Origin of the sequence: Albidovulum sp. (assembly GCF_041919395.1) — a bacterium.
GTDB lineage: Bacteria > Pseudomonadota > Alphaproteobacteria > Rhodobacterales > Rhodobacteraceae > Albidovulum.
This window is the reverse complement of sequence record NZ_JAYRTX010000038.1, coordinates 22,054-28,425: the sequence shown is the minus strand read 5'-3', so window position 1 is coordinate 28,425 and position 6,372 is coordinate 22,054. Positions and strand designations below refer to the sequence as shown.

Genomic DNA, 6,372 nt, shown 5'->3' with positions numbered 1-6,372 from the left:
GGCGACAACCTGAAGTTCGAGGTGGAACTCATCGCGCCGATCGCGATGGAGGAAAAGCTCCGCTTCGCCATCCGCGAAGGCGGCCGCACCGTCGGCGCAGGCGTCGTCTCGAAAATCCTGAAGTAAGCAAAACGGTTCGACGCAGGCGGGGCATGAGGCCCCGTCTGCCTCTCAACTGAAAGCCCCGCAAGAGGCGAGAGAAATGACTGGTCAGAATATCCGCATCCGGCTCAAGGCCTTCGACTACCGCGTGCTCGACGCCAGCACGCTGGAAATCGTGAACACTGCCAAGCGCACGGGCGCCCAGGTCCGCGGGCCGATCCCGCTGCCGAACAAGATCGAGAAATTCACGGTTCTCCGCGGTCCGCATATCGACAAGAAGTCGCGCGACCAGTGGGAAATCCGCACTCACAAGCGGCTTCTCGACATCGTCGATCCGACGCCCCAGACGGTGGACGCGCTGATGAAGCTCGACCTCGCCGCCGGCGTCGACGTCGAGATCAAGGTCTGAGGAGGGCACTGACCATGTTGCGCTCTGGTGTGATCGCAAAGAAGCTGGGCATGACCCGGCTCTTTCTTGAGGACGGCCGGCAGGTTCCGGTGACGGTTCTCCAACTCGACGGGTGCCAGGTCGTGGCGCAGCGCACGGTCGAGAAGGACGGCTATTCGGCTGTCCAGCTCGGCGCGGGTGCGGCCAAGGCCAAGCGGACCACGGCGGCGATGCGCGGACACTTCGCCAAGGCGAAGGTGGAGCCCAAGCGCAAGATCGCCGAGTTCCGCGTCAGCCCCGACAACTTGATCGGCGTGGGCGAGGAGCTGACGGCCGACCATTACTTCGCGGGCCAGTATGTCGACATCGCCGGCACCTCGATCGGCAAGGGCTTCGCCGGTGTCATGAAGCGGCACAACTTCGGCGGCCTCAGGGCCTCGCACGGCGTGTCGATCAGCCACCGCTCGCACGGTTCGACCGGCCAGTGCCAGGATCCCGGCAAGGTGTTCAAGGGCAAGAAGATGGCCGGCCATCTCGGTGCCGTGCGCGTGACCACGCAGAACCTGCAGGTCGTGCGCACCGACGCGGGCCGTGGCCTGATCATGGTCAAGGGTTCGGTTCCGGGCTCAAGGGGCGGCTGGGTGACGATCAAGGACGCGGTGAAGAAGCCGGTCCCGGAGAATGCCGTCCGCCCCGCCGGGCTGAAGTCGGCCGCCAAGCCCGCGGCTGAGGCCACCGCCGCGCCCGAAGGAGAGCAAGCATGAAACTCGATGTGATCAAGCTCGACGCCAAGAAGGCGGGCTCGATCGATCTCGATGACGAGATCTTCGGGCTGGAGCCGCGCGCGGACATCCTGCACCGTGTCGTTCGCTGGCAGCGCGCGAAGGCGCAGGCCGGCACCCACTCGGTGCTCGGCAAGTCCGACGTGAGCTACTCGACCAAGAAGATCTATCGCCAGAAGGGCACCGGCGGCGCACGCCACGGCTCCCGCAAGGCGCCGATCTTCCGTCACGGCGGCACCTACAAGGGGCCGACGCCGCGCAGCCACGCGCATGACCTGCCGAAGAAGTTCCGGGCGCTCGGCCTGAAGCACGCGCTGTCGGCGAAAGCCGGCGCCGGCCAGCTCGTGATCCTCGACAGCCTCGACATGGGCGAAGCCAAGACCAAGATCCTCGCCAAGGCGGCGAAGGAGCTTGGCTGGAAGCGCGTCCTGATCATCGACGGCGCCGAGGTGAACGCCAACTTCGCGCGCGCCGCGGCGAACATTGAAGGCATCGACGTGCTGCCCTCGATGGGCGCGAATGTCTATGACATCCTAAAGCGTGATACCCTCGTGATCACGAAGGCGGGTGTCGAAGCTCTGGAGGCCCGCCTGAAATGAGCGTGAAACCCGAACACTACGACGTCATCGTCAAGCCGGTGATCACCGAGAAGGCGACCATGGCTTCGGAAGCCGGCGCAGTTGTCTTCCAGGTGGCGAAGTCGGCCACGAAGCCCCAGATCAAGGAGGCGGTCGAGGCCGTCTTCGGCGTGAAGGTGAAGGCGGTCAACACCACCATCACCAAGGGCAAGGCGAAGAAGTTCCGCGGCCGTCCCGGCGAACGCAGCGACGTGAAGAAGGCCTACGTGACCCTCGAGGAGGGGAACACTATCGACGTGTCCTCCGGGCTCTGATAGAAGGCGCCGAATCTCGCGGCCCCGGCTTCCGGGGCCGTGGCATTTTACTGAAGTCGGGGACCTTCGGGGCCCTGTGATCCGGGGACCTTCGGGGCCCTTCAACCAAGGACCGACAGGTCCAGAGCAACGGAAGACAGAAGCATGGCACTCAAGTCGTACAAGCCGACGACGCCGGGCCAGCGCGGGCTGGTACTGATCGACCGTTCGGAGCTTTGGAAAGGTCGCCCGGTCAAGGCCCTCACCGAGGGCCTCATCAAGACCGGCGGCCGGAACAACACCGGGCGCGTCACGATGTGGCACAAGGGCGGGGGCGCCAAGCGTCTCTACCGGGTCGTGGATTTCAAGCGGCGGAAGTTCGACGTTCCGGCGACGGTCGAGCGGATCGAATACGATCCGAACCGGACTGCGTTCATCGCGCTGGTGAAATACCAGGACGGCGAGCAGGCCTACATCCTCGCGCCGCAGCGCCTCGCCGTGGGCGACAATGTCGTCGCCGGTGCCAAGACCGACGTGAAGCCGGGCAACGCGATGCCGTTTTCCGGCATGCCGATCGGCACGATCGTCCACAACGTCGAGCTGAAGCCCGGCAAGGGCGGCCAACTGGCGCGCGCCGCGGGCACCTATGCCCAGTTCGTCGGCCGCGACGGCGGCTACGCGCAGATCCGCCTGTCTTCGGGCGAGCTTCGCATGGTCCGCCAGGAGTGCATGGCAACGGTGGGCGCGGTGTCTAACGCCGACCACTCGAACCAGAACCTCGGCAAGGCCGGCCGCAAGCGTCACATGGGCGTCCGCCCGACCGTCCGCGGTGTTGCCATGAACCCGATCGACCACCCGCACGGCGGCGGCGAAGGCCGCACCTCGGGCGGCCGGCACCCGGTCACTCCGTGGGGCAAGGGCACCAAGGGCAACAAGACCCGCAAGAACAAGGCGACCGACAAGTACATCGTTCGCTCGCGCCACGCGAAGAAAGGGCGGTAATCCATGTCGCGTTCTATCTGGAAAGGCCCCTTCGTCGACAGCTACCTGCTGAAGAAGGCGGAAAAGGCGCAAGGCTCCGGCAAGTCGGAAGTCATCAAGATCTGGTCGCGCCGCTCCACCATCCTGCCGCAGTTCGTCGGCCTCACCTTCGGCGTCTACAACGGCCAGAAGCACATCCCGGTGAACGTCACCGAGGAGATGATCGGCCAGAAGTTCGGTGAATACTCGCCGACGCGGACCTACTACGGTCACGCCGCCGACAAGAAAGCCAAGAGGAAGTAAGCCATGAGCAAGGAAAAGAATCCGCGCCGCGTGGCCGACAACGAAGCCTTCGCCAAGGCGAAGATGCTGCGCACCTCGCCGCAGAAGCTGAACCTCGTCGCCGCGCTGATCCGCGGCAAGAAGGTGGAAAAGGCGCTGGCCGATCTCACCTTCTCGAAGAAGCGTATCGCCGGCGACGTGAAGAAGTGCCTTCAGTCGGCCATCGCCAACGCCGAGAACAACCACGGACTCGACGTGGACGCGCTCGTCGTGGCCGAAGCCTGGGTCGGCAAGAACATCACCCTGAAGCGCGGTCGTCCGCGGGCGCGTGGCCGGTTCGGCAAGATCATGAAACCCTTCAGCGAGCTGACCATCAAGGTGCGGCAGGTGGAAGAAACCGTCGGGGAGCAGGCGTAATGGGACAGAAGGTCAACCCGATCGGGATGCGCCTGCAGGTCAACCGGACCTGGGACAGCCGCTGGTTCGCCGACAGCAAGGACTACGGCAACCTGCTTCTTGAAGACCTCAAGATGCGCGAGTTCATCCACGACTACGCCAAGCAGGCCGGAGTCTCGAAGGTCATCATCGAGCGGCCGCACAAGAAGTGCCGCGTGACGATCCATACCGCCCGCCCCGGTGTCATCATCGGCAAGAAGGGAGCGGACATCGAGACGCTGCGCAAGAAGCTGGCAAACTTCACCGCGTCCGAGCTTCACCTCAACATCGTCGAGGTCAGGAAGCCCGAGCTTGACGCCGCGCTCGTGGCCGAGTCGATCGCCCAGCAGCTCGAGCGTCGCGTGTCGTTCCGCCGGGCGATGAAGCGCGCGGTGCAGAACGCGATGCGGATGGGTGCCCTCGGTATCCGGGTCAACGTCGCGGGCCGCCTCGGCGGCGCCGAAATCGCCCGGACCGAATGGTACCGCGAAGGGCGCGTGCCGCTGCACACGCTGCGCGCCGACATCGACTATGCGCTCGCCGAGGCCACCACGCCCTACGGGATCATCGGCGTGAAGGTCTGGATCTTCAAGGGCGAGATCATGGAACACGACCCCCAGGCCCGCGACCGCAAGGCTGCAGAGGCCCAGGACGGTCCGGCGCCGCGCGGCCCGCGCCGCGATGATCGCCGCGACGACCGTCGCGACGCCCGCTAAGGAGTACGCAACATGCTGCAACCGAAACGGACGAAGTTCCGCAAACAGCACAAGGGCCGCATCCACGGCGAGGCCAAGGGCGGCGTCAACCTCGACTTCGGCGGCTTCGGCCTGAAGGCGACCGAGCCCGAGCGCGTCACCGCGCGGCAGATCGAGGCGGCCCGCCGTGCGATCACCCGCCACATGAAGCGCCAGGGTCGCGTCTGGATCCGCGTCTTCCCGGACGTGCCGGTGTCGTCGAAGCCGACCGAGGTGCGGATGGGCAAGGGCAAGGGTTCGGTCGATTACTGGGCGGCCAAGGTGAAGCCGGGCCGCATCATGTTCGAGATCGACGGCGTCAGCGAGGTCATTGCCCGCGAGGCGCTTCGCCTTGGCGCGATGAAGCTGCCGGTCACGACCCGCATCGTGATGCGCGAGGACTGGTAGGTCCGACCGGGGGAACCCCCAGCGTTTCCGGAAAGGCGCGCCCGAACGGCGCGCCTTTTCATTTCGCGCGCTGCCGCGCGCCGGCGCGGTCTGGACCCTGGCCCTTGGCCCGAGAGAAACACAACAAAAACGTAACAGATTTGTAACGCCCTCATTGCGGGGCACCCGTTTCATTGGTTAGATCGGCGCGGGACAGTTCCATGAAACTGTCACACGATAACAATAGGACGAAATCGTCACGAAGCGGGTCTTGTGCCCAAGGGAGATGGAAATGACAACGACGAAGACGACCGCCGCGCTTACGCTGGCAGCCCTGCTCTCATCCACCGTAATGGCGAGCGCGCAGTCGCTTGCGGAGATCGAGGCAGCCGCCAAGGCGGAGGGGATGCTCACCACGATCGCATTGCCGCACAGCTGGTGCGGCTATGGCGACGTGATCGCCGGCTTCAAGGCGAAGTACCCCGAGATCCAGGTCAACGAACTGAACCCCGACGCCGGCTCCGCGGACGAGGTCGAGGCGGTGAAGGCCAACAAGGACAACACGGGCCCGCAGGCGCCTGACGTCGTCGACGTGGGTCTTGCCTTCGGTCCGTCGATGAAGGACGAGGGCCTTCTGCAGCCCTACAAGGTCTCCACCTGGGACGACATTCCCGACAGCATCAAGGATGCCGAGGGCCACTGGTACGGCGACTACTATGGCGTGATGTCCTTCATCGTGAACAAGGATCTCGTCGCCAACACGCCGGCCGACTGGGCGGACCTGCTGAAGCCGGAATACGCGGGCCAGGTTGCGCTCGCGGGTGATCCGCGTGCCTCGAACCAGGCGATTCTCGGCGTTCTGGCCGCGGGCCTCTCGACGGGCGCCGCCGCGGGCGAGGCTGCGGGCAAGGCCGGGCTTGACTACTTCGCCGAACTCAACAAGGCGGGCAACTTCGTCCCGGTCATCGGCAAGGCCGGCACCGTGGCGCAGGGCGCGACCCCGATCGTCGTCGCCTGGGACTATAACGCGCTCGCCTGGGCCGACGAACTTGCCGGCAACCCGCCGGTCGAGATCGTGGTGCCGTCGACGGGCGTGCTCGCCGGCGTCTATGTGCAGGGCATCTCGGCCTATGCGCCGCATCCGAATGCGGCGAAGCTCTGGATGGAATATCTCTATTCGGACGAAGGCCAGAACCTGTGGCTGAAGGGCTACTGCCACCCGGCGCGCTTCAATGCGATGTCGGCCGCGGGCAAGCTCGACGCCGATGCGATGGCCAAGCTGCCGCCGGCCGCCTCCTACGAGGCCGCCTACTTCCCGACGCTGGATGAGGTGAACGCCAACAAGGCCGCCGTCACCGGCGGCTGGGATGCGGTCGTGGGCGCCAACGTCCAGTAATCCCGCGCGACGCG

General features: G+C 65.5%; 10 protein-coding genes and 1 pseudogene. All 11 read left to right on the top strand.

All coding sequences use genetic code 11. The features are described from left to right. Positions 1-126, top strand: a pseudogene (tuf, locus tag ACMUOO_RS08490) (elongation factor Tu); the annotation flags it as partial. 76 nt (positions 127-202) lie between these two features. Next, on the top strand, positions 203-511 hold the full coding sequence (rpsJ, locus tag ACMUOO_RS08485; protein ID WP_413855017.1) for a 30S ribosomal protein S10: 309 nt from the start codon (positions 203-205) through the stop codon (positions 509-511). A 17-nt stretch (positions 512-528) separates the two neighbouring features. Continuing rightward, positions 529-1,254, top strand: a complete 726-nt coding sequence (gene rplC / locus ACMUOO_RS08480) for a 50S ribosomal protein L3 (RefSeq protein WP_413855019.1) — start codon at positions 529-531, stop codon at positions 1,252-1,254. Then, positions 1,251-1,871 carry a 50S ribosomal protein L4 gene (rplD, locus tag ACMUOO_RS08475; protein ID WP_413855016.1) on the top strand — a complete coding sequence of 207 codons (621 nt, stop codon included), beginning with the start codon at positions 1,251-1,253 and terminating at the stop codon, positions 1,869-1,871. The genes rplC and rplD overlap by 4 nt, the downstream gene beginning before the upstream one ends. Beyond that, complete coding sequence (locus ACMUOO_RS08470) at positions 1,868-2,164, top strand: 50S ribosomal protein L23 (protein WP_413855015.1); 297 nt, start codon at positions 1,868-1,870, stop codon at positions 2,162-2,164. Before rplD ends, ACMUOO_RS08470 begins: the two co-directional genes overlap by 4 nt. 144 nt (positions 2,165-2,308) lie before the next feature. Next, on the top strand, positions 2,309-3,145 hold the full coding sequence (rplB, locus tag ACMUOO_RS08465) for a 50S ribosomal protein L2 (protein WP_413855014.1): 837 nt from the start codon (positions 2,309-2,311) through the stop codon (positions 3,143-3,145). A 3-nt stretch (positions 3,146-3,148) separates the two neighbouring features. Further along, complete coding sequence (gene rpsS, locus ACMUOO_RS08460; protein WP_413855013.1) at positions 3,149-3,427, top strand: 30S ribosomal protein S19; 279 nt, start codon at positions 3,149-3,151, stop codon at positions 3,425-3,427. 3 nt (positions 3,428-3,430) lie between these two features. Beyond that, positions 3,431-3,823 (top strand): 50S ribosomal protein L22, encoded by a 393-nt coding sequence (gene rplV / locus ACMUOO_RS08455; protein WP_291335030.1) that lies wholly within the window; start codon positions 3,431-3,433, stop codon positions 3,821-3,823. Further along, a complete protein-coding gene (rpsC, locus tag ACMUOO_RS08450) occupies positions 3,823-4,557 on the top strand; it encodes a 30S ribosomal protein S3 (protein ID WP_413855012.1) in 735 nt (244 codons plus the stop codon). The genes rplV and rpsC overlap by 1 nt, the downstream gene beginning before the upstream one ends. 12 nt (positions 4,558-4,569) lie before the next feature. Then, on the top strand, positions 4,570-4,983 hold the full coding sequence (gene rplP / locus ACMUOO_RS08445; protein WP_413855011.1) for a 50S ribosomal protein L16: 414 nt from the start codon (positions 4,570-4,572) through the stop codon (positions 4,981-4,983). Positions 4,984-5,254: 271 nt separating this feature from the next. After that, positions 5,255-6,358, top strand: coding sequence for an ABC transporter substrate-binding protein (locus ACMUOO_RS08440; RefSeq protein WP_413855010.1), 1,104 nt, complete (start codon positions 5,255-5,257; stop codon positions 6,356-6,358). Positions 6,359-6,372 lie beyond the last annotated feature (14 nt).

Bases quoted from the DNA above. Each gene is read 5' to 3' on its own strand.
- rpsJ (WP_413855017.1), top strand. From the start codon at position 203: ATGACTGGTCAGAATATCCGCATCCGGCTCAAGGCCTTCGACTACCGC.
- rplD (WP_413855016.1), top strand. From the start codon at position 1,251: ATGAAACTCGATGTGATCAAGCTCGACGCCAAGAAGGCGGGCTCGATC.
- ACMUOO_RS08470 (WP_413855015.1), top strand. From the start codon at position 1,868: ATGAGCGTGAAACCCGAACACTACGACGTCATCGTCAAGCCGGTGATC.
- rplB (WP_413855014.1), top strand. From the start codon at position 2,309: ATGGCACTCAAGTCGTACAAGCCGACGACGCCGGGCCAGCGCGGGCTG.
- rpsS (WP_413855013.1), top strand. From the start codon at position 3,149: ATGTCGCGTTCTATCTGGAAAGGCCCCTTCGTCGACAGCTACCTGCTG.
- rplV (WP_291335030.1), top strand. From the start codon at position 3,431: ATGAGCAAGGAAAAGAATCCGCGCCGCGTGGCCGACAACGAAGCCTTC.
- rpsC (WP_413855012.1), top strand. From the start codon at position 3,823: ATGGGACAGAAGGTCAACCCGATCGGGATGCGCCTGCAGGTCAACCGG.
- rplP (WP_413855011.1), top strand. From the start codon at position 4,570: ATGCTGCAACCGAAACGGACGAAGTTCCGCAAACAGCACAAGGGCCGC.
- ACMUOO_RS08440 (WP_413855010.1), top strand. From the start codon at position 5,255: ATGACAACGACGAAGACGACCGCCGCGCTTACGCTGGCAGCCCTGCTC.